The organism is Thalassolituus alkanivorans (assembly GCF_020447205.1).
Lineage (GTDB): Bacteria > Pseudomonadota > Gammaproteobacteria > Pseudomonadales > Oceanobacteraceae > Venatoribacter > Venatoribacter alkanivorans.
On record NZ_JAJAEL010000039.1, the window covers coordinates 157789 to 183106 of the forward strand.

General features: G+C 54.1%; 26 protein-coding genes and 3 tRNA genes. 17 read left to right on the plus strand and 12 right to left on the minus strand.

The features are described 5' to 3' along the window. Positions 1 to 4 precede the first annotated feature (4 nt). The 5 genes from LGT44_RS16045 to LGT44_RS16065 all read left to right on the plus strand — a co-directional run bounded on the left by LGT44_RS16045 (position 5) and on the right by LGT44_RS16065 (position 3830). Positions 5 to 1846 (plus strand): nitric oxide reductase activation protein NorD, encoded by a 1842-nt coding sequence (locus LGT44_RS16045; RefSeq protein ID WP_230330983.1) that lies wholly within the window; start codon positions 5 to 7, stop codon positions 1844 to 1846. After that, on the plus strand, positions 1843 to 2424 hold the full coding sequence (locus LGT44_RS16050) for a cytochrome c oxidase subunit 3 (protein WP_230330984.1): 582 nt from the start codon (positions 1843 to 1845) through the stop codon (positions 2422 to 2424). Before LGT44_RS16045 ends, LGT44_RS16050 begins: the two co-directional genes overlap by 4 nt. 14 nt (positions 2425 to 2438) lie before the next feature. Beyond that, the gene (locus LGT44_RS16055) at positions 2439 to 2699 is read left to right on the plus strand and encodes a cytochrome C oxidase subunit IV family protein (RefSeq protein WP_145468023.1); all 261 of its coding nucleotides are present in this window, start codon (positions 2439 to 2441) and stop codon (positions 2697 to 2699) included. 29 nt (positions 2700 to 2728) lie between these two features. After that, a complete protein-coding gene (locus LGT44_RS16060; protein ID WP_230330985.1) occupies positions 2729 to 3049 on the plus strand; it encodes a c-type cytochrome in 321 nt (106 codons plus the stop codon). A gap of 409 nt (positions 3050 to 3458) precedes the next feature. After that, positions 3459 to 3830: a putative zinc-binding protein gene (locus tag LGT44_RS16065; protein WP_268866498.1), complete on the plus strand. Its 372-nt coding sequence runs from the start codon at positions 3459 to 3461 to the stop codon at positions 3828 to 3830. Between the two features lie 16 nt (positions 3831 to 3846). Here the strand turns inward: LGT44_RS16065 and LGT44_RS16070 are convergent, their stop codons facing one another. From LGT44_RS16070 to ubiU, 3 genes are all read right to left on the minus strand, one after another. Further along, positions 3847 to 4989 (minus strand): hypothetical protein, encoded by a 1143-nt coding sequence (locus LGT44_RS16070; RefSeq protein WP_230330986.1) that lies wholly within the window; start codon positions 4987 to 4989, stop codon positions 3847 to 3849. A 591-nt stretch (positions 4990 to 5580) separates the two neighbouring features. Beyond that, on the minus strand, positions 5581 to 6459 hold the full coding sequence (locus LGT44_RS16075; RefSeq protein ID WP_145468031.1) for a U32 family peptidase: 879 nt from the start codon (positions 6457 to 6459) through the stop codon (positions 5581 to 5583). 3 nt (positions 6460 to 6462) lie between these two features. Further along, the gene (gene ubiU / locus LGT44_RS16080; RefSeq protein ID WP_145468033.1) at positions 6463 to 7458 is read right to left on the minus strand and encodes a ubiquinone anaerobic biosynthesis protein UbiU; all 996 of its coding nucleotides are present in this window, start codon (positions 7456 to 7458) and stop codon (positions 6463 to 6465) included. 174 nt (positions 7459 to 7632) lie between these two features. On the opposite strand from ubiU, the gene ubiT reads away from it, so the two are divergent. Beyond that, the gene (ubiT, locus tag LGT44_RS16085; RefSeq protein ID WP_145468035.1) at positions 7633 to 8121 is read left to right on the plus strand and encodes a ubiquinone anaerobic biosynthesis accessory factor UbiT; all 489 of its coding nucleotides are present in this window, start codon (positions 7633 to 7635) and stop codon (positions 8119 to 8121) included. 16 nt (positions 8122 to 8137) lie between these two features. On the opposite strand, the gene LGT44_RS16090 is transcribed toward ubiT, so the two are convergent. Both LGT44_RS16090 and LGT44_RS16095 read right to left on the minus strand, forming a co-directional pair. After that, a complete protein-coding gene (locus tag LGT44_RS16090) occupies positions 8138 to 8542 on the minus strand; it encodes a ribonucleotide reductase subunit alpha (protein WP_230330987.1) in 405 nt (134 codons plus the stop codon). Positions 8543 to 8872: 330 nt separating this feature from the next. Beyond that, positions 8873 to 9868 (minus strand): adenosine kinase, encoded by a 996-nt coding sequence (locus LGT44_RS16095; protein WP_145468038.1) that lies wholly within the window; start codon positions 9866 to 9868, stop codon positions 8873 to 8875. 105 nt (positions 9869 to 9973) lie between these two features. On the opposite strand from LGT44_RS16095, the gene LGT44_RS16100 reads away from it, so the two are divergent. From LGT44_RS16100 to LGT44_RS16110, 3 genes are all read left to right on the plus strand, one after another. Then, complete coding sequence (locus tag LGT44_RS16100; protein WP_145468040.1) at positions 9974 to 11101, plus strand: potassium channel family protein; 1128 nt, start codon at positions 9974 to 9976, stop codon at positions 11099 to 11101. Positions 11102 to 11152: 51 nt separating this feature from the next. Then, a complete protein-coding gene (locus tag LGT44_RS16105) occupies positions 11153 to 11434 on the plus strand; it encodes a hypothetical protein (protein ID WP_230330988.1) in 282 nt (93 codons plus the stop codon). 326 nt (positions 11435 to 11760) lie between these two features. Next, on the plus strand, positions 11761 to 12219 hold the full coding sequence (locus LGT44_RS16110; RefSeq protein WP_230330989.1) for a c-type cytochrome: 459 nt from the start codon (positions 11761 to 11763) through the stop codon (positions 12217 to 12219). A gap of 5 nt (positions 12220 to 12224) precedes the next feature. Here LGT44_RS16110 and LGT44_RS16115 read toward each other — a convergent pair whose 3' ends face one another. Beyond that, positions 12225 to 12911, minus strand: coding sequence for a cytochrome b/b6 domain-containing protein (locus tag LGT44_RS16115; protein WP_230330990.1), 687 nt, complete (start codon positions 12909 to 12911; stop codon positions 12225 to 12227). A gap of 184 nt (positions 12912 to 13095) precedes the next feature. Beyond that, complete coding sequence (locus tag LGT44_RS16120; protein WP_230330991.1) at positions 13096 to 14991, minus strand: acyl-CoA synthetase; 1896 nt, start codon at positions 14989 to 14991, stop codon at positions 13096 to 13098. Between the two features lie 105 nt (positions 14992 to 15096). Here LGT44_RS16120 and LGT44_RS16125 point away from each other — a divergent pair, with 105 nt between their 5' ends. Beyond that, entirely contained in the window at positions 15097 to 16134 is a 1038-nt protein-coding gene (locus LGT44_RS16125) for an AraC family transcriptional regulator ligand-binding domain-containing protein (RefSeq protein WP_230330992.1), read from the plus strand. 59 nt (positions 16135 to 16193) lie between these two features. Here the strand turns inward: LGT44_RS16125 and LGT44_RS16130 are convergent, their stop codons facing one another. From LGT44_RS16130 to LGT44_RS16150, 5 genes are all read right to left on the minus strand, one after another. After that, a complete protein-coding gene (locus LGT44_RS16130) occupies positions 16194 to 17603 on the minus strand; it encodes an NAD(P)(+) transhydrogenase (Re/Si-specific) subunit beta (RefSeq protein WP_230330993.1) in 1410 nt (469 codons plus the stop codon). Between the two features lie 14 nt (positions 17604 to 17617). Further along, on the minus strand, positions 17618 to 17902 hold the full coding sequence (locus tag LGT44_RS16135; protein ID WP_225691014.1) for an NAD(P) transhydrogenase subunit alpha: 285 nt from the start codon (positions 17900 to 17902) through the stop codon (positions 17618 to 17620). A gap of 5 nt (positions 17903 to 17907) precedes the next feature. Then, a complete protein-coding gene (locus LGT44_RS16140; RefSeq protein ID WP_230330994.1) occupies positions 17908 to 19044 on the minus strand; it encodes a Re/Si-specific NAD(P)(+) transhydrogenase subunit alpha in 1137 nt (378 codons plus the stop codon). A gap of 51 nt (positions 19045 to 19095) precedes the next feature. Beyond that, positions 19096 to 20580 (minus strand): malate dehydrogenase (quinone), encoded by a 1485-nt coding sequence (mqo, locus tag LGT44_RS16145; RefSeq protein ID WP_230330995.1) that lies wholly within the window; start codon positions 20578 to 20580, stop codon positions 19096 to 19098. A gap of 400 nt (positions 20581 to 20980) precedes the next feature. Further along, positions 20981 to 21862: a substrate-binding periplasmic protein gene (locus tag LGT44_RS16150; RefSeq protein WP_230330996.1), complete on the minus strand. Its 882-nt coding sequence runs from the start codon at positions 21860 to 21862 to the stop codon at positions 20981 to 20983. Positions 21863 to 22029: 167 nt separating this feature from the next. On the opposite strand from LGT44_RS16150, the gene birA reads away from it, so the two are divergent. The 7 genes from birA to LGT44_RS16185 form a co-directional block, all read left to right on the plus strand. Then, the gene (birA, locus tag LGT44_RS16155; RefSeq protein WP_230330997.1) at positions 22030 to 22986 is read left to right on the plus strand and encodes a bifunctional biotin--[acetyl-CoA-carboxylase] ligase/biotin operon repressor BirA; all 957 of its coding nucleotides are present in this window, start codon (positions 22030 to 22032) and stop codon (positions 22984 to 22986) included. After that, positions 22967 to 23701: a type III pantothenate kinase gene (locus LGT44_RS16160; protein ID WP_230330998.1), complete on the plus strand. Its 735-nt coding sequence runs from the start codon at positions 22967 to 22969 to the stop codon at positions 23699 to 23701. Before birA ends, LGT44_RS16160 begins: the two co-directional genes overlap by 20 nt. Further along, positions 23677 to 24345, plus strand: coding sequence for an SPOR domain-containing protein (locus tag LGT44_RS16165; RefSeq protein WP_145468067.1), 669 nt, complete (start codon positions 23677 to 23679; stop codon positions 24343 to 24345). The genes LGT44_RS16160 and LGT44_RS16165 overlap by 25 nt, the downstream gene beginning before the upstream one ends. Positions 24346 to 24460: 115 nt before the next feature. Further along, positions 24461 to 24544, plus strand: a tRNA-Tyr gene (locus LGT44_RS16170). Positions 24545 to 24625: 81 nt separating this feature from the next. Beyond that, positions 24626 to 24699, plus strand: a tRNA-Gly gene (locus tag LGT44_RS16175). A gap of 6 nt (positions 24700 to 24705) precedes the next feature. Further along, positions 24706 to 24781: transfer RNA gene (locus tag LGT44_RS16180), tRNA-Thr, on the plus strand. An 85-nt stretch (positions 24782 to 24866) separates the two neighbouring features. Beyond that, positions 24867 to 25318, plus strand: a 452-nt coding sequence (locus tag LGT44_RS16185) for a GTP-binding protein (protein ID WP_230333653.1), incomplete at its 3' end; no start/stop codon positions are given.

Sequence of the window (25318 nt, forward strand, 5' to 3'; positions counted from 1 at the left end):
TGCGATGGAAGAAGCTGTTGGTATCCGCTGGCATCATTTTATTACCCGCGTGGCTGTCCGTACTTATCCGGATGCGGCGGTGTTGCTCAGCGATGAACAGAAAATACTGGCGATGATATTCAGGGCGCTGGGCGGCGATGCCGGGTTGCGTCTCTCGGTTGCTGCTGAGCAACGGGTTAAAGCGTCGCGCTCGTGGTTGCAGAAGGTGGCAGGTTCCGGCCTGCGTCAGGCGCTGGCGTGGCGCGATCAGGATCATTTATATCTGCCGGATCATATCGACTTTTATCCGCAGCGGACGCTGAATGCTGACCTGTATCTGTGGCTGGCGGCATTGGCATCCTGCACGCTTCCGGCAGCTGCCGGCTCTGCCCCGTGGTTTGTTGATAATCAGCATAGCGTGCAGCATTGTTTGCAACGCTATCCCGGTCTGGTCCCTGTCTACCGGCGTCTGGTTGAGGCCGAGCTGCAACAGAGAGATTTGCGGCTGACGCTCAGTGCTGCGGCTTTGCCCAGAGAGATGGCATTACGTGCTGCTCTGAAGGAGCCGGGATCTGTGACTGCGCTGCCTGACGGGCCGGGAGATCCTGATCCTGTGCCCCTGTGGTTATATCCGGGCAGAAATCTGGCTCCGCTTCAGCACCGCGGCGATGTACAGGAGCCCGCAGCGTCTGAGGTGCAACAGAAAAGCACGGCAAATATCCGCCGCCAGGCCGAATTTGCCGATGATCCTGATGGCCGTAATGGCCTGCTGTTATTTCGTCTGGAAAGCTTATTGTCGTGGTCGGAATTTATTCCTGTTGACCGTACCGCAGATGATGCTGATGACGCGGATGCCGGAAAAATAGCAGAAGATCTTGATCTGATTACGCTATCGCGGACCCGTGGCAGTCAGGCTTCAAAAATACGTCTCGATCTGGATCTGCCCAGTGCGGCGGAGGATGACATCCCACTGGGCTCCGGCCTGTCTTACCCGGAGTGGGATTACCGCCAGCAGCGTTTACGTGAGGACTACTGCCGGGTTATTCCGATGCTGCCGCGCGGTGCTGAGCCAGCTCCTTTACCGGATGAGCTTAAGCAAACTGCGCAGCGTCTGCGCCGGCAGTTTGCCTGCTTTAACACTCAGCCGGTGCAACTGCGGCGGCAGGTTCAGGGGCAGCAGCTGGATATAAATGCTGCGATTGATCACTGCACCAGCCGGCTGCAGGGACACGCCGAAAGCGTGGCGCCGGTATGGCGGCAGCAGCGTCGTCAGAACCGTGATCTGGCCTGTCTTGTTCTCGCTGACCTGTCGCTGTCGACCGACGCCTGGGCCAACAATGATAAGCAGGTTATCGATGTTATCCGCGACAGTCTGCATTTATTGGGGGAGGCACTGGATGCCAGCGGTGATCGCTTTTCTATGTATGGCTTTTCATCACGCCGGCGCGATCATGTGCGGATTAATATGATCAAAAACTTTAACGAACCCTGGGGTGAAAATGTTCATGGCCGGATTAAAGCCTTAACGCCCGGCTACTACACGCGCATGGGAGCGGCTATCCGCCAGGCAACCGATATCCTTAATGACCATCCGGCAGAAAAGCGCCTGCTGCTGATACTGACCGACGGTAAGCCTAATGATCTGGATCTGTATGAAGGTCGTTATGGCCTTGAAGATACCCGGGTATCAATCACCGAGGCTCACCGTGCAGGAGTAACAACCCACTGTGTCACCATTGATCAGAACAGTGCTGATTATGTTCCCTATGTGTTTGGTCATCAGGGGTACTTCTGTATTAACCGTGCCGATCAGCTGCCACGGATACTGCCGAAGCTCTATCTTAATCTGACCGGACTGAACATATGAACAGCCCGCTGACTCTGAGCGGAAAAGACAAGATCCCGGGCGATATTGCCCTGTGGTTTTTTCTTTGTGCTGAACTGGCTGTTTTTGGCCTGCTGATCGCCGGCTTCTCTCTGGTTCGCCTCCGGCAGCCTGAGATGTTTCAGGCCGGCCTGCAGGAGCTGCATGTTTCTGCCGGGGTGATTAATACGATGGCATTGCTGACGGGCAGTTACCTGGTGGCAACAGGCGTTAATAAGCTCCGCATTCAGGGCGATGGCTGTGCGCGTTATTTTTTCGCGGCATCCGGCTGTGGAATGATCTATGTCATTAGTAAAGTGAGTGAATATCAAACACTCTATAGCAATGGGTACTCGTTGCACTACGATATATTCTTCGGGTTTTATTTTTTCACGACGTTCTTTCATTTTCTCCATGTGCTTGCCGGAATGATGATTCTTATTATTCTCGGCCGCTGGCTGAAAAAGACAGACTCGGACGATGAGCAGAAACTAAAAGCGGCGGAAAGTGCAGCCTCTTACTGGCATATGGTTGACCTGGTGTGGATCGTTCTTTTCCCGGCGCTTTATGTACTAAGATGAAACAGGATGATGCTATGAGCAGTATGGCAGGAACGTCATTAAAGACTTTGTGGTTGTTAATGCTGTTGCTGACATTGGCTGTTGTTCTCCGCAAGCCGGAGCATCTGATTCTGTTAGCGGTTGCAGCCTGGTTTGCAGCTCTGATAAAAGGTATCTGGATCATCCGGTATTTTATGGAGATGAAGCAGGCTCCGCTCTTCTTACAAAGAATTCTGTATGGGTGGTTAATCATAACCATTTCTGCAGTCACATTGACTGCCATCTGGCAGCTATAAGCCTCAGGGCAACCTTAAGGAGATTGATGATGAAAAAAATACTTCTGGCAAGCGCCATTGTTACTATGGCATTCAGTTCTGCCAGCATGGCGGCCGGCGATGCAGCTGCCGGACAGGCAAAATCAGGAATTTGCACAGCCTGCCATAATGCTGATGGTAACAGCATGGTTCCAATGTATCCAAAACTGGCCGGACAGCATGCGACCTATCTTGAAAATGCACTCAAGGCTTATCGCGATGGCCAGAGAACCGGAGGCAATGCAGCCATTATGGCGCCGATGGCAAAAGGTCTGAGTGATCAGGATATTGCTAACCTTGCTGCCTATTACAGTCAGCAGAAAGCCAAGTAACAGGCTTGTCAGGTTGTTTATTTTCGTTTTCGAGGTAGTCAATGCAAGGCAAAAACCGGCGAAAAAGCGCAGTTTACAGGTCGTAAATGAGAATTTTGAGTCGGTTTTTAACACTGCAGTGGCAACGCAGATAGAAAATCAACAGCCTGCTAGGGGGATGGCCTTTTCTATGGCTGATACCCAAAGAGTGAGCCTCTGAATAACGGATCACATCCGTACCGGATTATTCACAGGCTCCTCACCTTTTCCGCATAAGACCGACATCTTTTCTGAACAGATTGATAGTAAAAAATATCCGGCGTGATATATTAAAACTTCCCCGTAATTAATCCCCGTTTTTACTAAAAAACGCAGCTGTTTATTGGAAATCAAACTCTGGTATACAGATTTTTTTCAGTGGAGAATTCTTATGAAATATCCGGAAAAACCACTGGTTTATTCTTGCTCTGGCTGTTCTCAGGTGGCACAGCTTGCCAACCGGATTGCGGTTTATCTGGATCGTTCAGGTGTAGCAGAAATGTCCTGTATAGCCGGTATTGGTGGCCAGGTTAAACCTATTATCCGGCTGGCTCAGTCGGGTCGTCCGGTTCTGGCAATTGATGGGTGTCCGCTGCGCTGCGTACAGCGTAGTCTTAACAGTATTGATGTCACCGAGAGTCATCATCTGTTGCTTTCTGAATATGGCTTAAAAAAACGCCAGGATGAAGAGTATGGCGACGATGTTCTGCTTGATCTGGTAAACCATATAGAAAGTAAAATTATCCCCGATATTCATTCCTGATTCTGTATCTTGTCATTCAACTGAGTGATTCCTCTCCCTTTCGCCAGTAAAAAAACCAGTTAATGATCATCCCTGTCAGGTAAAAAATAGACAGGCCGGATAATACCGCCGCCGGCCCGGCACTTTGCCAGTGATCAGCAAACAATGCAGGAATATAGAAAAACCCGAAGGACGATATACTGATTATCCATATCAGGCTGTGGTCGGCGTAATTCGCAGGAATCTTCTTAATGGCCAGGCTGGTAATGCTTCCGGATGACATGCCAGAAGCAATGAAAAATAACAGGGTAATCATGTAAAAACGAAAGAAATAGAATTCCGGATTCGATGAAGAGAGTGCTGATGTTATGGTCAGAGCCATGCCGACGGTACTAAGAAAAAGCGCAAACAGTGCCACCTGATGAATCTTTCCCGGATTGATGTGTTTAGACATCCAGCTTCCCGCTGCTCTGGCCGAAAGCCCTAACAGAGGGCCTATCCAGCAGTAGGACAGGATGGATGGGGCGGCGGGATTGATCCGGCTGCCGGTATGACCATCGGTTGGAATATAGGAAAAGATCAGGTCTGTCAGAAGAGGCAGGCTGACGGATAATCCAAGAAAAGAACCATGGCCCATAAGGTACATCAGCGCCAGTATATGGACTTCACGATTAGCCAGGGCTTTCAGTTGCTGCTCTGCAAATATCTGATTGCCCGCAAGATTCTGCATGGCAAAAATCACGAGGAAAATAACGATAAAAATGCTCATTTCCCTGACGGCAGGAAAGGCGCCGGTAATCATGCTGTTATTCGACATATAGGGGATGCCGATGCTGGCCAATATGACCAGCAGAAGCAGTAACCAGGAACGCCCCCAGGAAGAGATACCGGCCGACCGGGTCAGCATCATATTCTGTATATTAACTGCCGGTGAAAAGCGGTTCAGCCAGGCGGCAAAAAGACACATTCCGGCAATTGGAAGTATTAACCACTGAAACCAAAGCCCGTGGCCTTCATGGATGATACCGATCAGGTTGCTGCTGTCATGAATAAGAACGTATTCGGTAAAAATATTTTTTAGTGGTGGATTCCAATAGATGATCGTCGGGATCATTACCATAATCAGAATCAGCCCGGCATCACCCAGTCCAAGGGGCATTTCCTGGGAAATAAAACGCATACGGCGCGGATAAATATAGCGGTTGATGCTGGTTATCTGGGGCAGGATAACAGCACCAAAGCCACAGCAGGCTGCCGCTATTCTGAATGCCCAAAGAGGTGTGTCTGATTCGTTAAAGACCCAGAATATGGCAATCAGCGAAATCCATATTCCAATAATTCCTGACCAGATTACGGCCCGGGTACCCAGCTGAAATACCAGAAATCTGCCACACAGACGCAGCGCTGCGCCAGAAAAGCCTGCGATATAAATCAGCGAAAAAAGCTCTTGCGGGCTGAAACCCCAACTGCTGTCGGCCATCAGGGCCGAGAGTACTGACCAGCCCATCCATACGGACGAACCGGCAAGTAACAGAATTAATTGCAGAACCGGCAGGTGGCGTACATAACGGTTGCCTGTATTTTTCCAGAAATCCGTATCGTCCGGCTTCCAGCCTGTCAGATTCGGCATATAAAGTCCTGCCACTAAGCCATATAGAATAGGCTACGATGACAGAATTAAGGGCAAAAACAATTCGGCTGCAGAGATACTCCGCCCCCACCAGATAGGTATGCCAGATACTCATTCTGAGATATTGGCACAGGTGCTGACTCAGGTTTCAACCGTCAGCATTCCGGCAAGGCGATTCCAATAACCATTGCTGTCTCCTGCTGCGAGTTTGACCGGATGCTTACCGCGGATGTTTTCCCGGAAACGGTCCAGCCAATCCAGGGTGCCTTCCGGTTCCGGACTCAGGCGGACAATATCGACCAGCCGGTGCATGGAAGGTAAATCATTGATCAGGTTGTAACGCTGGCCTGACTGGGTCTGGATACCATTTAAGACAAATACCTGTTTACCATCCTGACTGTGTACCTCCCTGCCTTTGGGATAATTAATGCAGCACAGTTCGCACTGATCCTTTTGCCGGTCTTCTGAGCGTGCAGTAAAGCAGCGGGCTGACCAGGCCAGAGGCAAATGACCAAAAGCAAACACTTCTGTTTCAAAGCAACTGCGGATATCACGCACGACTTCCTGTTCGAGCAATGTTTTCAGCCAGTCACGGGAAAGCTCCACAGGCATTACCCAGCGTTTCAGGCCGGAATTTACCAGATATTTCAGCGTGTGCTGGTTGTAACAGTTGATTGCCGGGCCGGCGATAAACGGCAGGTTTCTTTCCTGTGCAAGCTGCACGGCGCCAATATCATTGGCTTCAATAACAAATTCACCGTTATCAATATAACGTGCCATTTCCCGCAGTAAGGCCGGGCTCTCAAGCAGGGTCATTGTCGACAGGCAGACCTGCTTTCCTGCCTCCCGCAATTTAAATGCTATATCCAGATAATCCTGTAAGTTCAGTTCCCTTCGTTTGCTGCAGACCGTTTCGCCAAGATAAACAATGTCGATATCAGAGGCGGCCACACCGTCATAAAACTTCAGAACGGTATTTTTAGGCCAGTAATACTGAATTGCACCGAGAGAAAATTTCATTATTTATTTCCATTTCCGGTGGTAAGCGCCAAGTGTGGTCTGGCTGCCTTCCGATAATGAATTCAGAACCTGATTCCATTCATCCTTTACCCGGAATCGTTGCGGATCTTCCTGAACGGCATCAATTGCCTGGCGCCATACCCGGGTAATTTTTTCCACGTAGGCAGGGCTGCGCTGGCGCCCTTCGATTTTCAGCGAGGCAATGCCTTCATTGAATAATTCCGGTAGCAGTTCCAGAGTATTCAGGCTTGTTGGCTCTTCAAGCACATTGTACAAATCGTTTCCGACCTGAAAGCGTCCTTTGCACAATGTGGGATAGCCGGCATTTTCATCAGCATTAAAGCGATCAATCATGACGCCGTTGAGGCGCGACTCCAGCGATCCGTCTGCTTTCTCATCCCAGCGGACATAGGCAGCCGGAGAGCAGACGCCAGCAGTATTCGGTGACTCACCGGTCATATAAGAGCTGAGATAGCAGCGGCCTTCAGCCATAATGCAGAGGCTGCCGAATGCAAAAACCTCCAGCGGCATATCTGAAATCCGCGCTAATGATTTTACCTGCTGCATCGATAATACCCGCGGCAGTACCACGCGGGAGATTCCCAGATTGCGGTAAAAATCAATAGCGGCAGGATTGGTTGCAGAAGCCTGAACGGACAGATGCTTTTCAACTTTTGGATAACGGTCATGTGCGTATGCCAGCAGTGAGATATCGGCAAGTATCAGGACATCGGCCCCGGCTCTTACTGCGGTATCAACGGATTTCTGCCAGCGCTCCCAGCCGTCTGTATGCGCAAATGTGTTGATGGCAACATGGATTTTCCGTCCATGTTTGTGCGTATAAGCAACGGCTTCATCTAACCCTGAACCTGCCAGGTTCAGGCCGGCGAAGTGGCGGGCATTGGTATCTCCCCGAAGGCCAACATATACCGCATCAGCACCCTGGTTTATTGCCGCTTTTAAGGCAGGAAGGCTTCCCGCAGGGCAAAGCAATTCCATAGTATTTCCGCCATGATAGGACCTAAGACACTATTGATATGTTAATGAAATCAGGTGACCGCCGCTAAGCCCACGAATAGGTAGGTTTGAACTACCCATTAATGGGCTTTGCCCATTGGCTTAAGAATTTTTTATTCTGGAGGAAATACAGGTGCTGGGGTATGAAGGTTCGTTATGCTTTCCCGGAAATTTCATAGGGCCGCAGGTGACAGGCTGGTAAAACTACCTGAGAAAATAACCCGCTATACGCCCGATTTTATTCTTGAGCAGGTAATCGCATCTGCACTTAATCATCTTCTTGGAAAAGAGCTGTCTGCCGGAGAACTTGATTTTCTTGAGCGCAAGCTGGCGACGGTTAATATCCGTGATCTGAACTTCTCATTTACCGTTACGGCTTATGATAAAAGAATCAAAGTGATGATCCCGGCGCAGATCTCAGAGGTTACTCTGCGCACAGATCAGCAATCGTTGCTGGAAATGCTGCATAACGAAGTGGATCCGGATACGCTGTTTTTCCAGCGTCGGCTGTTAATAACAGGTAACACCGAGCTCGGGCTGTATCTGAAAAACTTTATCGACAGTCTGGAGCTGATGGGGAGAATTCCGGCCCCGGTTATGAAATTAATCAGCCGCATTCATAAACAGAGCCAGAAGTCGCTATAAATCAGCAAAGGGCAAATCAGTAAAGGGCGATCAGTTCACCACTACGGTTGAACGTCAGGTATTCGGATATCATGCCGGCGTTGATCTTATTCACCATAAGCTGCAGGTACTGGTCAGCCTCTTCCGGCTGTGGCGGGAAGCCGTCATGGCCAGACATGGCACTGATAAATGCCACATCCCACTGTTGTCCGGTTTTTTCTGATTCGTTGACCAGCTCATGAAAGTGCATCACTTCGCCAGGAAGTTTATCAACGCACAATACCGGGCTGAGCACACCGCCTTCACCATTTTCGAAGCGTTCCTGCTGCTCTTCTGTGTATCCCTCGGGCAACTCTGATTTTGCCAGAACAAACAGCAGGCGTTGTGGCTCCTGCTGGCTCATGGCAGCCAGAATGAGTTCCTCATAGTTTTCAATATTCATCTAAGCACCAGTATCGAATAGCGTTAAAAGAAACCGATGACCCGACTGCCCGCAAAAAAGTACCACCAACCCTCTTATCCCGATGATACAAGCACCAGCAATCCTGCATAACCAAGCCCAGCTCCGGGGCCACCAGTTATTTTTGATTTTATGTGGACGGCTGGCATCTTCAATAGCGCAGGCCGGATCATTGTGGGTATATCCTGTTTGGATAACGCTGTAGGCGGGATTGACTGGCGGTTTTCTGGTGAGTCGGCGCAGGGGATAAGGAACTGCAGAAAGAGAAGCGGGCAGGCCGTGTTTATCGGCTGCCCACATCAGGTAAAGGCCCTAGCCCTGCAGATGCGCTTTTAACGGCGCGTGCTGTTCAGCATCCAGACGCGGACCAAACTGGCTGACAACCTGAGCCGAAGCGGCGGATGCCAGACGTCCGGCAACATCAAAACCATAGTCCTGAGTAATGGCATAAAGGAAAGCGCCGGCAAACATATCGCCGGCACCGTTACTGTCGACGGCGGTTACGCTGTGCGGCGCAATTTTATGCAGGGTTTCGCCATCGAACGCCAGTGCGCCTTCGGCACCGAGGGTAATGGCAAAGGTTTTGGCGTGTTGCTTAATGACGTCGATAGCGATATTCAGGTCGTCGGTATCGGCCAGCAGCTTGGCTTCCTGTTCGTTACAGAACAGCAGGTCGACGCCGTCGCCGAGCATTTCCAGCAGGCCGTCTTTAAAGAACTGCACCATCGCCGGATCGGAGAAGGTCATCGCCACTTTTACCCCGTGTTTGCGTGCCAGTTCGCGTACGCGTACGGCCGCAGCGCGGGAGGTGTCGGAGGTCACCAGATAGCCTTCAATATAGACATAATCCGACTGTGCGAGAGCATCTTCGTGGATGTGCTTTTCGTGCAGGTCGCTGGTAATGCCCAGATAGGTATTCATGGTGCGTTCGGCATCCGGCGTTACCATCACCAGACACTTACCGGTTACACCCTGATCGCGCTCGCCGCCAATATTGGTATCAACACCGGCAGCTTTTAAATCGGCCACGTAAAAATCACCGGCTTCGTCAGCGGCTACGTTACAGGTATAAAAGGTTTTCGCACCGAAATAACTGGCACCAATAATGGTGTTGGCAGCACTGCCACCACAGGCGCGTTTTTTCAGGCCGTAATCCGTGCTCAGGGTTTCCAGCATGCTGGCCAGTTGCTGTTCATCGATTAAGGTCATCATGCCTTTCTGAATACCGGCCTTGGCGAAAAACTCATCGCCGACTTCAAACTCTTTATCGACCAGTGCATTGCCGATGCCGTAAATGTGGTAACCCATAAGCTGACTCTCGCGGTAAGAAATAGCGCGAGTGTAGCGGATTACGGCATATTTTTCAGGTACTGATGGCTTGGGGATGCGCTGGGGCCGGGCTATGATGCGGGCATGAATAAAGTAACCCGTTTTATCCATCATCACCGCCGTGTGCGGCATGCGGTGTATCAGACCGATACCAATATCCGTCGCTCGGTTATCCGCTCGGCGCTGGTGCTGCTGGGCTTTGCGGCGCTGCACGTGGCGGCGATGGTATGGCTGGAGGAGATGGCGCTCTGGCATGCCATCTGGCTGACCATGACCACGCTGACCACTGTGGGCTATGGTGATGTATCTGCCTCTACCCCGGCCGGTCAGGCCGCCACCATGCTGCTGATGTTTATCTGCGGCATCACACTTATGACTTTTTTAATCAGCGATTATGTGGATTTCCGCATTGCGCGGCGGGAACGTATCCGCACCGGACACTGGGACTGGAACATGGCCGATCATATTCTCATTATTAATTCGCCCAAATATAACCGCGAAGCCTATTTTCAGCGCATGATCATGCAGATTCGTGAAAGCGACGAATACCGCGATACGCCGATCCAGCTGCTGAATGACGATTTCCCCGATGGTCTGCCCGACAGCCTGCGTCAGCTGGGGGTCGTTCATACCACCGGCCTGGCCAGCCGCCCGGAGGATTTAAAACGTGCCGGGGCAGAGCGTGCCAGCCATATTGTGGTACTGGCGCGTGACGAATATTCCGCCGACAGTGATTCTTACACCTTCGATATTGCTTACCGCCTGTTTGAGCTGCACCTGGGCCACATCACTATTGTTGAGTGTGTGGAAGACAGCAACCGCGCCAGACTGCGTAAGCTGCAGATTAAAACCGTGCTGCGCCCGATCCGCTCTTATCCGGAAATCATTGTGCGGGCGATGGTTGCACCCGGCGTGGAGCTGGTGATTGAAGATATGTTTACCCATGCCGACGATCACCCGGTGCGTTTTCCGGTCTGGCTGGAAGGCGAACGCTGGGCCGATGTGGTGAATGCGGTGGTACAGGCCAATCTGGGTACTCCGCTGGCGTATGTGACCAAAGACGGTGAGGTGGTTACCCATCCCGACGGTGATCATCACGTGCATGCTCAGTCGCTGATTATTCTGGTGCATACCGAAAAAACACCGACCATTCGTGATGTGCAGCGGGCGATTGAGGTGCACTTCAATATCCATGCGGCTAAGCTGGATTGAACAGACGTTCTCTTTAGCTCTGTTCTGACCGGTTACCACTGCGGAGGTGCTATGCGTCGTCGCCCGTCTTTCACCCTGCTACTTCTGTGTCTTGCTCTGATCGTACTGGGCAGCGTACACAGTCTGGCCGAGCGACTGGGTAACGGCGGTGAAGGGCAGTGCCAGTTATGTGAACTGGCTTACAGCCCGCCACGCTGGCTGCCACCGCTCACCGTCACCCTGCCGGGTTTGCTGCTGGATGTGGCGCCGCAGACGCTGATGCCCTTTTTGCTCCCCACCTTACTGCAGGACGATGCTGCCGCTCCTGAAACTCAGGAATCGGCCGCTGCCTGAGCGCCTAACTGGGCGAAAACACTGATAAACGCTTGTTTAATCATATTCGTGATGTCCTCTATTTCTCCGGTGAATGCCACGCGGTGCATTTAGCCCTGAGCCGTCAGTCTGAGCCTTTAGCCTGAGTCTTTAGCATAGGCGCGGGCATAACCACCCGGATAATGAGTTCTGCTGATGGCGCTGATTAAAAGGGGTAATGACGGTTGCTGCGCGGGCCGGTTAATGCCCTTATTGATAGAAATGTAAAGGTTGGTAATGGTTTATAGCCTGTGGCGGCCAGACCGATACACTGCAGCGGTAACTGATAATGCTGAGAGGATAAAAGCATGAACCTGATAACACGTACCGGAATCGTTGCCACACTGATGGCCATCAGTGCAGCAACCCTGGCTGAAGTAAAAGCATCTGACGCCGTGGAATACCGTCAGGGTATCTACAAGGCAGTGAAGTGGAACTTCGGCCCGATGGGCGACATGGTGAAAGGCAAGCAGGAGTTCAATGCGGCTGAATTTACCCGCCGCGCGGATAACCTGGCAGCGCTGAGCAAGATGCCACTGGAAGGTTTTATTGCCGGTACTTACAACGGCAGCTACAGCGGCTCGACCGATGCCTTACCAGCGATTGAAAAAGACTGGGAAACCTTTGCCGGCATTATGTCCGACTTTGAAACCAACGCTGCAGCCCTGGCAGAAACCGCCGCCAGCGGCGATATGAACGCCATCCGCCCGGCCTTTATGAGCGTGGCGAAGACCTGTAAGTCCTGCCACGACAAGTTCAAAGACTGAGTCGTTTAAAGACTGATCAGACCCCAGACGCTGGCGGCGGCAATCGCTGCCAGCGCAAGGCCTTTCAGCCACAGCCAGCCAGCGCTTACTGCCACAGACACTCTGTCGGCTGCCTGATTGTGGCTATGACCGGCCGCTTTATTGCCCGTCAGCATGCCCTGCAGCAGCGGCTCTTTACGCAGCAGCTGGTGGTAAAGCACCGCAGCGATATGAACTGCGACGATGATCAGCAAGCCATCGAACAGCAGCTTATGCCAGCGGGTAATCTCAATACTCAGATCGTAGCCAACCAGATGCACCAGCGGCCCTTCGGTAAGGATATCGTCGTTGGCAAATAAGCCTGTGCCGGCCTGTAAAGTACACCACAGCAGCAACACCACGACCGCCCAGCCACCCAGCGGGTTATGGCTCAGGTACAGCGGCTCACGGCCTTTAAGTATGGCCGCCAGGTAAGCGAACGTGGCTTTCGGGGAATAGATAAAATGGCTGAAGCGGGCATAGGCCGTACCGGCAAAACCCCAGAGCACCCGGAAGATCACCAGCCCCAGTACGGTATAGCCGCAGCGTTTATGCCACTCCATCCAGTCGCCGCCCTGTTCAGCAGTCCACCAGGCAAAACTGATCACCGCGACCAGCAGCCAGTGAAACAGGCGCACGAAAATATCCCAGACGCGGATGTGGTTGCCGCTCATCTCTGACTCCACTATTAATGAAAATATGAATACTAACCCAGGGCTGCGGGCTTATGGGTAAAGGAAGGTCAGGGCAACCTGTTCTGCGCCTGAGGGATAGCAAGGCATAGCCCGGAAGTGACAGGTCACTCCGGGCGATACGTTTCAGTTCAGAGATTCTGACCCAGGGCTTCTGATTCAGGGCTCAGTGAACAGCCTCGCTGCAAAAGGTATAGCCGGCCAGCACTTTGGCCAGATCAGCAGCCAGATTCGCGGCCAGAGCCTGACTGTCAGCATGACAGCGATAGCGTGCGACGATGCCGCGCTTCGGCTCCTGTTGCACATCCACCTGTTCCAGCACCAGACCCAGAGCGGCAGCTTCACGCCGTACCGTCTGCTCGACTTCCCGCATCACCAGTGCCGGTTTGAAGGTTTTACCCACGGCGGTCAGCGGCAGGGCATCGACAAAGATCAGCTCTTTCGGTATCGCCGGGCGTTCGGCAATGTGCTGACGCGCGTGCTCCAGCAGTTCGTCATCACTGACACTGACGCCCTGACGCAGCTGTACATAGGCCACCGGCAGTTCGCCGGCATAGGCATCCGGACGACCGACCGCGGCGCACATCGCCACCGCCGGATGAGCGGCCAGGGCATCTTCAATGCTGCGCGGGTCGATGTTGTGGCCGCCGCGGATAATCAGCTCTTTCTTGCGGCCGGTAAGCCAGAAGAAACCCTCGGCATCGCAACGGCCCAGATCGCCGGTGTTAAACCAGCGCTGACCGTCAGGCGTGGTGAACCAGGCACCGTGGTTATGGGCTTCGTCGAGATAGCCCTGAAATACGTTCGGGCCGCTGATGCAGATCACGCCGGTTTCGTCGGTTTCAGCGTCACGCAGCCACTGCCCCTGTTCATCGAGCACCATGGCGCGCATATCCTGCCACGGCAGGCGCATACCAATAGAGCCCGGACGCAGTTCGCCTTTGACCGGGCTGACCGACGAAGCGCAGACGCCTTCGGTCAGGCCATAGCCTTCCAGTACGCGCAGCCCGCACTGCTGCTCAAAGCGGCGGATCAGTTCTGCTGGCATCGGCGCGGCACCACAGATGGCGGCACTGAGCGAGCTGATATCCCAGTCGCCAAAGGGCACCTGCAGCAGCGCGGCATAGATGGTTGGCACGCCGGAGTAACCATTCACCTTGTGGGTGGCGACGATTTCCCAGAAGCGCGGAATCAGCCCCGGCGCGCGGAAACCCGCCGGCGCGGCCAGCAGCACATGACTACCGCTGGCGAAGGCGGCCAGTCCGGTACCAAGCAGCGCATTGACATGGAACAGCGGCAGGGCGGTCAGCACCGTACGGCCACGGCCGAGCATCGAACCGCCGACAGCCGCATTCAGCTGGCCGGCGAAGATCACTTCGTTACGCTGGCTGTGGCGGGCAATTTTCGGCAGGCCGGTGGTGCCGCCGGTACAGAAGTAAGCGGCAATATCGTCAGCCTGTGGCGCATCAAACAGCAGGCCGTCGGCCGGCGCCGCTTCCAGCAGGTCGTTAAAACTCAGCAGCGGCAGTTCATTACTCATCGTCGCCGGCACCGGGCTGATGCCATAACGCTGGCCGCTGACGCGCAGAATGCCCTGCAGTTCTGGCAGGCTGGCGCAGGCCTGAGCGGTACGCGCCCACATATCGGCATCGATGCCGGCATCAACGGTGACAACCCAGCGGGTTTTGGCGGCGCGCAACAGCTCGCTCAGCTGCGTGCTTTCCAGCTGGTTGTTGACGGCAAAGGCGATACCGGCGGTCTCGGCGCCCCACATGGCAATATGGGTTTCCGGCAGGTTGGGCAGAATCAGGGCCACCACATCGCCACGTTCGATACCTAAGCGGCGAAACAGGTTGGCGGCGCGGGTGATGTCGGCAAAGAGTTCACGGTAGCTCCAGCGCAGAGGCTGGTGGTGATCATCGACATCGAAGAAAAAACTCAGCGCCGGCTCGGGGCCAAACTGCCGTGCGCTTTGCTGCAGCAGCTGATAAGTGCTTGCCAGTCCGGCATTGGGTTGGGGTGCCTGTTCAATGGCAAGGATGTCCTGATACTGGCCAATCATGGGTATGTCCTCTTGTTTTTATTCGTTTTATTGCTTGTCATGTTCCCATTGGGCCATTTTAATTACTTGGCATTTGGCAACATTTACTTGGCATTTGGATACAAGATGACGCCTGCAGAGTTTCTGGTAAGAACCCGCGCGCTGACCGGATTTGTACCTCTGGTAAAGCAGTTGGGGGGCGATGCGGCTGCGCTGCTGGCGGCGAAAGGCTTAACCGTGCGTCAGCTGGAAGATGAGCAGTTCAGCCTGCCTTTACGTGCTTTTGCCGGGCTGATCAGCGATGCCGCCGCGGCGCTGAATAAGCCCGACTTCGGCATTCTGCTGGCGGCCCGGCAGAACCTGTCGGTGCTCGGACCAATTGCCCTGGCGGCCCAGCACGCCAGTTGTGTTGGTGAAGCGCTGGAGCTGGTGGGGCGCTATATGCCTTACCACTCACCGGGGTTGACCCTCAGTGTCAGTCTGGAAGGTGATGACGCGGTATTGCGTCTGCGCCATAACCTGATCTTGCAGGGCGAAGTGCGGCGCCATGTGACCGAGCTGCCCTATGCGGTATCGCTGGCCTTTATGCGCATGATCAGCCGCAGCGAAGGGCGCGACTGGCAGCTCGGCTTTCAGCACGATTCGCCGCTCAGTCTGGCCCGTTATCGCCGTTTGTTGGGTTGCCCGGTGGCGTTGCAGCAGGCGGAAGACAGTCTGCGCTTTCCTGCCAGCCTGCTGCAGCTGCCGATCGACTCGGCCAACCGCGATCTGCAGGAAACCGCGGCGCGCACTGTGCGTTATCTGATTCAGCGTTCGCCCCTTGATCTCGGTCAGCAGGTCAGCACGCTGGTGGAGCGTTCGCTGGCAACGGGAAACTGCACACTGCCGGTTATTGCCAGTCAGCTGCAGATGCCCCGCCACCAGTTACAGCGCCAGCTGGCGGCGCTGGGTATGCGCTTTGAAGATATTGTCGATAACCTGCGCCGCGAGCGGCTGCTCAGCCTGTTGCCGCACAGCCAGATTCCCCTTACCGACATTGCCCTGCAGCTCGGTTACGGCGACCCAAGCTCACTGACCCGCGCCTGCCACCGCTGGTTCGGACAGTCCCCCAAAGCACTGCGCCGCGCGGCGTTGCCCGTTGCTGAAGAGCCATCCGGGCTATAAACCGGGCATAAAAAAAGCGCCCCTTTGGGCGCTTTTCTGTTTCTGCGTACTGAAGCGTCTTACAGATCTTTCAGCGCAGTAATGGTTTCCTGCAGAACTTTCTTCGCGTCGCCGGATACCATCAGGCTGTTGTCGCGGATAAACAGTTCGTTCGGGATACCGGCGAAACCTGGCGACAGACCACGCTTCACGACCACAACGGTCTTGGCGTTGTGTACGTCCAGAATCGGCATACCGAAGATCGGCGACGCCGGGTCTTTGGAGGCTGCCGGGTTAACCACGTCGTTGGCGCCCAGCACGATGGCCACATCGGTCTGAGAGAACTCAGGGTTGATGGTGTCCATCTCAACCAGCTGATCGTACGGTACTTCGGCTTCCGCCAGCAGTACGTTCATGTGGCCAGGCATACGGCCGGCAACCGGGTGGATGGCGTATTTCACGTCACAACCTTTGGCTTCCAGCATGTTGGCCAGTTCGCGGGTAGCGTGCTGTGCCTGGGCAACGGCCAGACCGTAACCAGGAACGAAGACCACTTTCTGCGCGCCGTCTAACAGCATCGCCAGTTCGTCAGCAGAAGAGAACTTCACTTTGCCTTCGTAGAAAGCATCGTTCTCAGACTTGCTCACGCCAGCGGTTGCGGCCATTGAGCCACCGAACAGAACGTTGGTCAGGGAGCGGTTCATCGCCTTACACATGATGGTGGTCAGGATGATACCGGACGCGCCCACCAGAGAACCGGTGATGATCAGGCCGTTGTTGCCCAGTACGAAACCGGCAGCGGCACCGGCCAGACCGGAGTAAGAGTTCAGCAGGGATACCACAACCGGCATATCCGCACCGCCGATTGGCATTACCAGAGAAACACCCAGGATCAGACAGATGATGATCAGACCGGCAACCAGCATGTCAGAGTTCAGCGGATCAACAATGGCGAAGTACGCCGCACCACTGATCAGAACCAGGAAGCACAGTTTAACGATCCATTTGAACAGCATAACTTTGTTGCTGTCGCCGATTTTGCCTTTCAGTTTGCCGACGGCAACGAAAGAACCGGTCAGGGTAACCGCACCGATCAGGATCGACAGAATAACCGCCAGCGACCAGTCGTAAGAGGCAGTGAACTGACCCATTTCCGCCAGCTTCTGGCTTTCCAGGTAGTTGGCTGCTGCAACCAGCAGGGAAGCACCGCCACCGATACCGTTCAGGCTGGCAACCATTTCCGGCATATCGGTCATGGCCACTTTCTTGGCGATCAGGGCACCGATAGCACCACCGACCAGAATACCGATGATGATGTATTCGAAACGCACCACGTTGTGGTCGAGCAGCGCAGCAATCACCGCAACCAGCATACCGATAGCCGACATCTGGTTACCGCGTACGGCGGTTTTCGGAGTGGTCATGCCTTTGATGCCGAAGATAAAGAGTACGGCGGCAGCCAGGTAACCTAAGTTAATCAGAATTTCCATTGTGTCCCGCTACCTTATTTCTTTTTGAACATGTTCAGCATGCGGTCGGTTACCATAAAACCGGCCACGATGTTGATGGTTGCCAGAATGATGGCGGCGACGCCCAGCACGGTAGACAGCACAGTGGTGTGCTCGCTGCCGCCGGAACTCAGGATGGCGCCAACCACGACGATGCCGGAAATAGCGTTAGTACCGCTCATCAGCGGGGTGTGCAGCGTAGGGGGTACCTTGTTGATCACTTCCACACCGACGAAGATCGCCAGTACGAAAATGGTCAGGCTCATGATGAACATTTCCATCCGATTTATTCCTTCTCGATCTGGGCTTTCAGGCCCGCGTGTTTGATTTCGCCGTCTTCGGTAATCAGAGTGGCGGCCACGATGTCATCGTCCATATTCACGTTGAGCACGCCTTCTTTGGACATGTTCAGCAGGAAGGTGGAGATGTTTTTGGTCAGCAGCTGAGAAGCATGCACAGGTACACGGCCCGGATGGTCGGTGTAACCGATGATGGTAACGCCATCGACGTACACTTTTTCGCCGGCCACAGTGCCTTCGACGTTACCACCACGCTCGGCAGCCAGGTCAACGATCACAGAACCTTTCTTCATGTAGTGCAGCATTTCTTTGGTGATCAGGCGCGGAGACATCTTGCCCGGGATCGCCGCGGTGGTGATAACCAGATCCGCCTGGGATACTTTGGCGGTCATCTGTTCGCGCTGCTTGCGGTAGAACTCTTCAGACTTCTCGCTGGCGTAACCACCGGTGGCGCCGCCTTCTTCCTGTGGCAGGTCGAATTCAACGAACTTGGCACCCAGGGATTCAACCTGTTCACGGACTTCCGCACGGGTATCGTAGGCTTCAACCACAGCGCCCAGACGACGGGCGGTAGAGATGGCCATCAGACCGGCAACACCGGCACCAATGATGAATACACGCGCCGGGTGAATAGTACCGGCAGCGGTCATCAGCATCGGGAAGTACTGTGGCAGTGCCATAGCGCCAGTCAGTACTGAACGGTAACCGGAGATCGCACCCATAGAGCTGAGTACGTCCATAGACTGCGCGCGGGTGGTACGCGGAATAAATTCCAGCGCGAAAGAACGCACTTTGCGCTCAGCCAGTTGCTGAATCAGTGGCTGGTTGAACCAGGCATCCAGCATACAGATCAGGGTGATGCCTTCTTTCAGCAGTGGCACTTCGCTGTCCAGTGGCTGACGGACTTTCAGGATGATGTCAGCCTGCTCGTACAGCGACTCAGCGGTCGGGGCGATGCTGGCACCGCTGCTGCGGTATTCTTCATCGCTGAAGTGGGCGCCATCGCCTGCGCCTTCCTGTACCACGACTTCAAAGCCGGCGGTCAGCAGGGTCTGAATCCCGGCTGGGATCAGGGCGACCCGGGCTTCCCCAGGATAGATTTCCTTAGGTACACCAATCAACATAGGTAAAACTCCTGTTGGATTATCTTGAAATTGTCAGCTGACCTGCGCGCGTTAATCGCGCAGCAGGCCAAGGGTGCTCAGGGTGTTCTGGCGGATGCTGCCGAGCAGTTCGGCATTGTTGACCAGGGATTCACCATAGGATGGCACCAGCTCCTGCAGGCGGGCTTTCCAGCCGTTCTCCAGACGCTCTTTAAAGCAACGTTCGATCACTTCGATCATCGCCTGCGCGGCAACCGAAGCACCGGGTGACGCACCCAGCAGAGCCGCCAGCGAGCCGTCTTTGGCAGCCACCAGTTCGGTACCGAACTCCAGCTTGCCGCGCCCTTTGGCGTCTTTTTTGATGATCTGTACACGCTGGCCGGCTTCGGCCAGTGTCCACTTGCCGGAGTCTGCGCCCGGGAAGTATTCACGCAGGGATTTCATGCGGTCTTCGTGGGATTGCAGCACTTCACCGATCAGGTATTTGGTCAGATCCATATTGTTCATACCCACGTCCATCATCGGCAGCAGGTTATTGGCACGTACGGATTTGATCAGGTCCAGCTTGGAGCCGGCCTTAAGGAACTTGGTGGTAAAACCAGCGTAAGGTCCGAACAGCAGCGCCGGAGTACCGTTGATGATGCGGGTATCCAGATGCGGAACCGACATCGGTGGCGCACCGATCGCGGCTTTGCCATAGACCTTGGCGTAATGACGCTTAACGGTGGCTTCGTCTTTACAGACCAGCCACTGACCGGAAACCGGGAAACCGCCGTAGCCCTTGCTTTCCGGAATGCCGGATTTCTGCAGCAGCGGCAGGGCGCCACCACCGGCACCAAGGAAGACAAAACCGGCTTCGATGGTTTTGCTCTTACCGGAGGTGCGGTCTTTCAGGCGTACTTTCCAGTTACCGTCTTTGTTCTGCTCCAGTTCGCTGACTTCGTGGTTCAGCAGCAGCTCAAAGGCTTCACGCTTTTTCAGCGTTTCGACCAGATTGCGGGTCAGGGAACCGAAGTCGACGTCGCTGCCGTAGTTAATACGGGTAGCGGCAATCTTTTCAGCAGGGTCGCGGTTTTCCATCACCAGTGGCATCCACTGGCGCAGCACATCGTGGTCTTCGCTGTACTGCATATCTTTGAACAGATGATGCGCGGACAGCTTTTCCCAGCGCTGGCGCAGGAAAGCAACGTTATCTTCACCCCAGACAAAGCTGATGTGCGGGGTTGTATTGATAAAGTTGTCCGGTGCTGGCAGGTCGCCGCTGCCAACGAGAGAAGTCCACAGCTGCAGGGACACTTCAAAGTTGGCATTGATGGTCAGGGCGCGGTTGATTTCGACATCGCCCTGCTCGTTTTCCGGAGTGTAATTAAGCTCGCAATAGCCTGCGTGGCCAGTACCGGCATTGTTCCAGCCATCGGTACTTTCATGTGCGACATGATCCAGGCGTTCCACCATGGTCAGTCGGAGGGAAGGATCAAGCTTGTTGAGCAGGGTGCCCAGAGTGGCACTCATAACCCCGCCGCCAACAAGCAGTACATCTACCTTGTTTGTTGCCATTCGATTTCGCCTGTAGGTAAAAATCTGTACACAGTTCGGCACTGTTGGTGCCTGCCAGCGCGAGCTTGTGGCTCATTGTGTCTGCCGGCCAAGATTCAAACGGGCGTTTTATACACATGTTGGGCTTTAGTCGCAATGCAGGCCCGGTGGGGGTGATGCTGTATTTCAGGCTCACAAGGTGGTTTCAGATGCCCTGATTTCGATCAATTTTTTACCAGTATTTTTGCCAGCATGCGGCTGTATCCCGCACTGCGTGTGCCGCGGCGCTCATTCTTATGGGCGAGTCAGTTCCGGCCACCGGCGCTGTCTGCATAGAGAGAACGCATATTCTTTATACCGGACATTTTTTCTGGTGATGTGAGAAGAACCCGGGCCAAAGGCTGGCAGCTGATTGAGCGACTCAGGGAGTGGCTGGTGACTGTTTGGTGCTGGAGGGAAGTTCAATCCACAGGTGTTTGTTGGACAAGGGGGTCAGCTCGGGCAGAAGCGGGTTGTGCAGTGGAATAACCCAGCTGTTGCTGAGCCGGCTGAGGGGGAATATGTCACGCGTTGTCGGATGTTGTTGCAGGAAGTTCAGCAGTTCACCGCTGGCGGCCAGTTGTTCCATACCTTTGGTCAGCCGTTCGGCAAGGCGCGGGTTGTCATGGCTGACAAAAAAGTACATCGGAAATGGGTAGTTGAGGATGATGCGTTCGTAGACCATCAGATCATTACGGCTGACGTGGCTGACCTCGGCATAGACTTCATTAATACCGCGCGGAAAGTAGTCGCAACGGCCGGCCTGCAGCATCTGGTACATCACTTCAAATTTGGTTGCTCTCTGTACATTAAAACCGTTGGCTTCAAGGATGTCCGAGTCCGGCCAGTGGTCACCCTGGCAGGCGCCTAGCTGTTGCAGGTCGCTGAGGTTGTGCAGGGCATCGAAGCGTGCCTGATCGGCTTTGCGGATAACCGGAATACGGAAACCAAGCAAGCCGGCATGCAGGGGGATGCGGATTGGTTGCACGAAGACTTCACGTTCGCGGCTGGTGCCGGCCCAGAACACATCGATCAGATTATCGTGCAGCGCCTGAAATGCCCGCGCCTGGGTCAGGCGGCTGATGCTGACCAGTTCGGCATCGCCATACTCTTTGCTGGTGTTACTGAGCACAAGGCGTAACAGGTCGGTGTAATAAAGGTAGCTGCCATCAACAGCGGTCCGCTGTGGCTGAACCCGTATCGCTTCGGCGGCGAAGGCGGAGCTGCTTATCAACAGGCACAGTATCAGCAGGGGATTGACCATGGTTGCCTCTGATGGTGAACCGGCGTGCGCGGTTCCTGATTATCCGGATTGTATAAAGTATGGCTGAAAGCGCTGTCGCTGTGCAGCCGGTAAAATTACCTGCTTCTTATTATGGTGTGCTGTGTGGGGCAGGCTGATCGGGTATATTGCAGCGCGGAGGTAGCACTATGCTCAACAGGATTCTTGAATTACTTGCGGATGGTCAGTTTCATTCCGGCGAAGAGCTGGGCGAAAAGCTGGGCGTCAGCCGCGCTGCGGTATGGAAGCAACTGAAAAAACTCGACGAGCTGAATATTCCCTATTCGTCCGTTAAAGGGAAAGGTTATCGCCTGCAGGATGCTATTGAGTTGCTGGACAAAGAGCGTATTCAGCAAACCCTGAGTCAGCGTCTCGATATTCTGGAAATTCTGCTGGATGTTGGTTCTACCAATACCTATCTGTTTGAACGTGCCGGCGATCATATGGGTAAGCGTTATGCCGTGCTGGCTGAAAAGCAGGTCAGTGGTCGCGGCCGCCGTGGCCGGCAGTGGGTCAGCCCCTTTGGTAAAAACATTTATTTATCACTGCTGGTTTCATTTGCCGGCGGTATGGCTGCCCTCGAAGGGTTAAGTCTGATGACGGCTATTGCGGTCGAAAAAGCACTCGCCCGATTGGGTATTAATGGCATTGGTCTGAAATGGCCGAACGATGTTTACGCTGACGGAAAAAAACTCGCCGGCATTTTGCTGGAAGTGACCGGTGAGTACAGCAGCCATTGTCAGGTTGTTATTGGTGTAGGACTCAATCTGGCGCTCAGCAACAGCGATGCGGAAAGTATCGAACAACCCTGGGCCGAGTTGCGCAGCTTTAAGCCGGATCTGTCGCGTAATGAAGTGGCCGCCACCATTCTTGATGAGTTGCTTGCCGTTGTGGATGAGTTTCAGCGCAATGGTTTTGCTCCCTATCAGCAATACTGGTCGGAACGTGATATTTACCATCAGCAGGATGTGCGCATCATCTCCGCCGCTCATGAAAAGCGCGGCAGGGTAAAAGGCGTTAACCGTAAAGGTGAATTAATGCTGCAGACGGATAACGGGATTGAAGTTATTAATGCCGGAGAGCTCAGTGTCCGTCCTGCTGATTGATGCCGGCAACAGCCGCATAAAATGGCAGTGGCGCAAGGCTGGTGTTGTGCAGGCTCAGGGGGGCGTTGCTCATACCGATCTGGCGCAGATGTCGGATGCTGAAGTGGGGCGTCTTTTCCCGGCGCAATGTGACCGTGTTGTGGTTGCCAGTGTGCGCGACAATAGCGGGCTGCATCAGAGTCTGCATGCGCATTATGGCGCCAGACTGCACTGGCTGGCGCAGCCGGTAAGCGCTTACCCTGCGTTTGTGCATTGTTACCCTGACCCGGCAAGGCTGGGAGTCGACCGCTGGCTGGCTATGCTGGGGGCGCGTTGTCATTGTTCTTCTGCATTAATAGTGGCCGATGCCGGTACCGCACTGACGGTTGATTTAATGTCAGCAGGCAATCACCATGACGGTGGTTTTATTGTCCCCGGATTACAGCTGGCGCAGCAGGCGCTGTTTAACAGTACGCAGCGTGTGCGTCCTTATAATGACGAGCAGGCTGCTCAGCAGTTGTTGCCGGGGCGGGACACTGTTGGTTGTGTCAGCTCCGGCGTTTACCGCCAGCAGGTTGCACTGGTGCGCTCTGTGCAGCAGGACTATCCACAGCATCTGTTGGTTGTTACCGGTGGCGATGGTTTATGGTTGGCAACACAGCTGGGCTGTGAGTACCGGCCTGATCTTGTATTTGATGGTATGGATTCCTTATGCGCTGGATCTTTTTTACCTTAGTGTTTGGCAACCTGCTGTTGCTGGCGACGTTCTGGCAAAAGCAGGGTGAAGTTAATGCGGCGCCGCCTGGCGCACTGGAAATTCCAGGGTCGGTCAAGCGCCTGCAGCTTGTTAGTGAGGCCGGAGATAGTTTGCAGCCTGCCGCTCCGCGCGCAACCAGCGATCACCGTGATTCGCTCTGCTACGTAGCTGGCCCTTATGCCGATGAACTGGATGCGCGCCATCTGCTGGCGCGTGTAACGGCACTGAGTCTGCACGGACGGATTAATATTGTTGAAATCGCCAGTGGTGAGCCTTCTGAATACTGGGTGCATGTTCCGCCACGGGCCACCCGCGAAGAAGCCCTGCGTACTTTAAAGGAGCTGCAGAAGCGGAAATTCGACAGCTACATCATTACCCAGGGTGATCTGGCAGAAGGTGTTTCACTGGGCCTGTTCCGCAATAAAGAGTCGGCCTATGGCCTGCAGAAAGATGTGGAGAGTTCCGGAATACCGGTAGAAGTGCTGGTGGTTACCAAGTCGGTACGCGAATACTGGGTTGAGGTTATCGAAGTTTCACAACTTAATGAGCGCATGCGTGAGCGCATTCAGGCGGGCGATAAAGAGATCAGCTGGGAGCTGGTTGAATGCAGTCAGGCAGGCTGATTGTACGTAATCTGCACAATCGGCGCCGTTTTTGCTGTAAATTCGTAAGTTGATAATAAATAAGCGAAAAAGTGTTGACAGGTATTCCTCTCATCAACATAATACGCGCCACTTCGGTGGGGTTCCCGAGCGGCCAAAGGGATCAGACTGTAAATCTGACGCGAAAGCTTCGCTGGTTCGAATCCAGCCCCCACCACCACTTTTAACAACCCGCAGGAATGGGTTGTTGGAGCCAGCAGGCGAGCTGTGTGGCCATTGTCCCGGCAAGTCTTCTGAATAAGCGGGTATGGTACAATGGTAGAACCTCAGCCTTCCAAGCTGATGATGCGGGTTCGATTCCCGCTACCCGCTCCAAATTTCGCTGATATAGCTCAGGCGGTAGAGCGCATCCTTGGTAAGGATGAGGTCCCCAGTTCGATTCTGGGTATCAGCACCATTATTCAGAAAAAGGTAGGCCGGCGGCCTGCCTTTTTGTGTATGTAACAAAGAAACGATAACCACACTGACAAAGAGACAGGGTCATGGCAAAGGAAACGTTTGAACGCTCAAAACCCCACGTAAACGTTGGCACTATCGGTCACGTTGACCACGGTAAAACCACTCTGACTGCGGCTCTGACCCGCGTATGTTCCGAAGTATGGGGCGGTGCAGCGGTAGCGTTCGACGGTATCGACAATGCTCCTGAAGAGCGTGAGCGTGGTATCACCATTTCTACCTCCCACGTAGAATACGAATCTCCGAACCGTCACTACGCACACGTAGACTGCCCGGGCCACGCTGACTATGTTAAAAACATGATCACTGGTGCTGCACAGATGGACGGCGCGATTCTGGTATGTGGTTCTACTGACGGCCCAATGCCTCAGACCCGTGAGCACATCCTGCTGTCCCGTCAGGTTGGTGTACCTTACATCGTTGTATTCCTGAACAAAGCTGACCTGCTGGCTGAAGATTGCGGCGGTGCCGATTCTGA

What these genes read in the sequence shown, in the direction of transcription:
- LGT44_RS16045 (WP_230330983.1), top strand. Translation starts at nt 5, where the DNA reads ATGGAAGAAGCTGTTGGTATCCGCTGGCATCATTTTATTACCCGCGTG.
- LGT44_RS16050 (WP_230330984.1), top strand. Translation starts at nt 1,843, where the DNA reads ATGAACAGCCCGCTGACTCTGAGCGGAAAAGACAAGATCCCGGGCGAT.
- LGT44_RS16055 (WP_145468023.1), top strand. Translation starts at nt 2,439, where the DNA reads ATGAGCAGTATGGCAGGAACGTCATTAAAGACTTTGTGGTTGTTAATG.
- LGT44_RS16060 (WP_230330985.1), top strand. Translation starts at nt 2,729, where the DNA reads ATGAAAAAAATACTTCTGGCAAGCGCCATTGTTACTATGGCATTCAGT.
- LGT44_RS16065 (WP_268866498.1), top strand. Translation starts at nt 3,459, where the DNA reads ATGAAATATCCGGAAAAACCACTGGTTTATTCTTGCTCTGGCTGTTCT.
- LGT44_RS16070 (WP_230330986.1), bottom strand. Translation starts at nt 4,989, where the DNA reads ATGCGTTTTATTTCCCAGGAAATGCCCCTTGGACTGGGTGATGCCGGG.
- LGT44_RS16075 (WP_145468031.1), bottom strand. Translation starts at nt 6,459, where the DNA reads ATGAAATTTTCTCTCGGTGCAATTCAGTATTACTGGCCTAAAAATACC.
- ubiU (WP_145468033.1), bottom strand. Translation starts at nt 7,458, where the DNA reads ATGGAATTGCTTTGCCCTGCGGGAAGCCTTCCTGCCTTAAAAGCGGCA.
- ubiT (WP_145468035.1), top strand. Translation starts at nt 7,633, where the DNA reads ATGCTTTCCCGGAAATTTCATAGGGCCGCAGGTGACAGGCTGGTAAAA.
- LGT44_RS16090 (WP_230330987.1), bottom strand. Translation starts at nt 8,542, where the DNA reads ATGAATATTGAAAACTATGAGGAACTCATTCTGGCTGCCATGAGCCAG.
- LGT44_RS16095 (WP_145468038.1), bottom strand. Translation starts at nt 9,868, where the DNA reads ATGGGTTACCACATTTACGGCATCGGCAATGCACTGGTCGATAAAGAG.
- LGT44_RS16100 (WP_145468040.1), top strand. Translation starts at nt 9,974, where the DNA reads ATGAATAAAGTAACCCGTTTTATCCATCATCACCGCCGTGTGCGGCAT.
- LGT44_RS16105 (WP_230330988.1), top strand. Translation starts at nt 11,153, where the DNA reads ATGCGTCGTCGCCCGTCTTTCACCCTGCTACTTCTGTGTCTTGCTCTG.
- LGT44_RS16110 (WP_230330989.1), top strand. Translation starts at nt 11,761, where the DNA reads ATGAACCTGATAACACGTACCGGAATCGTTGCCACACTGATGGCCATC.
- LGT44_RS16115 (WP_230330990.1), bottom strand. Translation starts at nt 12,911, where the DNA reads ATGAGCGGCAACCACATCCGCGTCTGGGATATTTTCGTGCGCCTGTTT.
- LGT44_RS16120 (WP_230330991.1), bottom strand. Translation starts at nt 14,991, where the DNA reads ATGATTGGCCAGTATCAGGACATCCTTGCCATTGAACAGGCACCCCAA.
- LGT44_RS16125 (WP_230330992.1), top strand. Translation starts at nt 15,097, where the DNA reads ATGACGCCTGCAGAGTTTCTGGTAAGAACCCGCGCGCTGACCGGATTT.
- LGT44_RS16130 (WP_230330993.1), bottom strand. Translation starts at nt 17,603, where the DNA reads ATGGAAATTCTGATTAACTTAGGTTACCTGGCTGCCGCCGTACTCTTT.
- LGT44_RS16135 (WP_225691014.1), bottom strand. Translation starts at nt 17,902, where the DNA reads ATGGAAATGTTCATCATGAGCCTGACCATTTTCGTACTGGCGATCTTC.
- LGT44_RS16140 (WP_230330994.1), bottom strand. Translation starts at nt 19,044, where the DNA reads ATGTTGATTGGTGTACCTAAGGAAATCTATCCTGGGGAAGCCCGGGTC.
- mqo (WP_230330995.1), bottom strand. Translation starts at nt 20,580, where the DNA reads ATGGCAACAAACAAGGTAGATGTACTGCTTGTTGGCGGCGGGGTTATG.
- LGT44_RS16150 (WP_230330996.1), bottom strand. Translation starts at nt 21,862, where the DNA reads ATGGTCAATCCCCTGCTGATACTGTGCCTGTTGATAAGCAGCTCCGCC.
- birA (WP_230330997.1), top strand. Translation starts at nt 22,030, where the DNA reads ATGCTCAACAGGATTCTTGAATTACTTGCGGATGGTCAGTTTCATTCC.
- LGT44_RS16165 (WP_145468067.1), top strand. Translation starts at nt 23,677, where the DNA reads ATGCGCTGGATCTTTTTTACCTTAGTGTTTGGCAACCTGCTGTTGCTG.